The sequence below is a fragment of the Pyramidobacter piscolens W5455 genome (assembly GCF_000177335.1).
GTDB lineage: Bacteria > Synergistota > Synergistia > Synergistales > Dethiosulfovibrionaceae > Pyramidobacter > Pyramidobacter piscolens.
Map to the genome: position 1 here is coordinate 1 of NZ_ADFP01000089.1, position 753 is coordinate 753.

The following is a 753-nucleotide window of genomic DNA, read 5'->3' on the forward strand; positions in this document are numbered from 1 at the left end:
ATAAAGAAGGTTTTTCTAGTAGCGAAGCCGCGAAGAACGGATTTTACTATGAATATCATAAAGAAAATGGAAAGAAATTAGTTTTTGATGATATTAGTGTTTCTTCTTTCTGTGGCGATGGCGATTTTCGCAGTTCGGAGAGCATTGATCTGCTAAAAAAATCAGATATTGTTGTTACGAATCCTCCATTCTCGTTATTTAGAGAGTATCTTGATCAACTAATTAAGTATGATAAGAAATTCCTTATAATTGCTAATGTTAATTCAATAACATATAAAGAGGTGTTTAATCTAATTAAGGAAAATAAGATTTGGCTTGGGGTTCATCTCGGGAGAGGTGTTTCTGGATTTATTGTTCCAGAGCATTATGAATTATATGGTACTGAGGCGAGAATTGATTCTAATGGTAATAGAATTATCTCGCCAAACAACTGCTTATGGCTAACTAACCTAGATGTCTTTATTAGGCATAAAGACTTGCCTCTTACAAGAAAATATTTTGGGAATGAAAGTTCATATCCAAAATATGATAATTATGATGCTATAAATGTAAACAAAACAAAGGATATTCCATTAGATTACAATGGGGTTATGGGGGTTCCTATCACATTCTTGCATAAGTTTAACCCTGAGCAATTTGAGTTAATAAAATTTAGAAAGGGTGTTGATGAAAAAGATTTGTCTATAAATGGTAAATGCCCTTATTTCAGAATTTTGATAAAAAACAAACGATTACAAAAGTAATTGATGTTTG

At 31.5% G+C, this 753-nt stretch carries 1 protein-coding gene; it reads left to right on the forward strand.

What is annotated here, in order from left to right; genetic code table 11:
* On the forward strand, positions 1 to 743 hold a 743-nt coding region (locus tag HMPREF7215_RS12875), incomplete at its 5' end, for an adenine-specific methyltransferase EcoRI family protein (RefSeq protein ID WP_009165304.1).
* Positions 744 to 753 lie beyond the last annotated feature (10 nt).